Raw genomic sequence first — 671 nt, 5'->3', positions numbered from 1 at the left:
GCCGACGAGAATGCCGGCGCCGGCACCCGCCTGCAAGCCAACGGTCGTGCCGCCCATGAGTAGAATCGCTGGCGCATACGCAATGGCGATCTCGGCCAGCCAGGCCATCGCAGGATTCGACAACCCCAGGGCCAGCTGCGCGGAATTGATCCCGAGGATCATCGCCGATCCCGCCTTACCGTATCCGATGCCTACGCCGCCGTCGACGTACACCGTGGCGCGCTAGAAATCGGACTCGGCGAGTTCCGTTCCATGAAACGCCGGCGCCATGTAGATGAGGCCTGCGCTGTCGAAGGACTTAGCAGAGCCGGCACCCTCGACCTCGCGCCCGGCGATCTTGGGGATCTTGATCTCTGGCAGAGAAAATCTCGGAGGCTTGATCTTCGGGAGACGAAGTCCGAAGCCAATGCCGACACCGACGCCCCCGTAGTAGAAATCGGTTTCTTTCCCGGCGGGGTCAGCGCGACCAAGCATCTGCCCGGCGTCGCATCGACGCTGCACGTCCTGCACGCCTACCTACGCACCCAGTTGGGCACCGCGCCCGAAGAAGGCTTTGCGGGCAGTTCTGGCCGCTGCGGCTCATGGATAACCATAAGAGACGGTTTCATAAAGACTGTTCGGCGCGCCGGAGGGTGTTCCAGCAGATCAGGCAGCAACCGAGTTTGAGGAAC

General features: G+C 62.7%; 1 protein-coding gene. It reads right to left on the bottom strand.

The window, feature by feature from the left end; all coding sequences use genetic code 11:
* Nucleotides 1–222 precede the first annotated feature (222 nt).
* Nucleotides 223–510: a hypothetical protein gene (locus BDI24065_RS41335; protein ID WP_254609971.1), complete on the bottom strand. Its 288-nt coding sequence runs from the start codon at nt 508–510 to the stop codon at nt 223–225.
* Nucleotides 511–671 lie beyond the last annotated feature (161 nt).

This window comes from Burkholderia lata (assembly GCF_902499025.1).
GTDB classification, from domain to species: Bacteria; Pseudomonadota; Gammaproteobacteria; order Burkholderiales; family Burkholderiaceae; genus Burkholderia; species Burkholderia lata_C.
The sequence above is the reverse complement of the archived record's forward strand: the minus strand, read 5'-3'. Positions and strand labels throughout refer to the sequence as shown.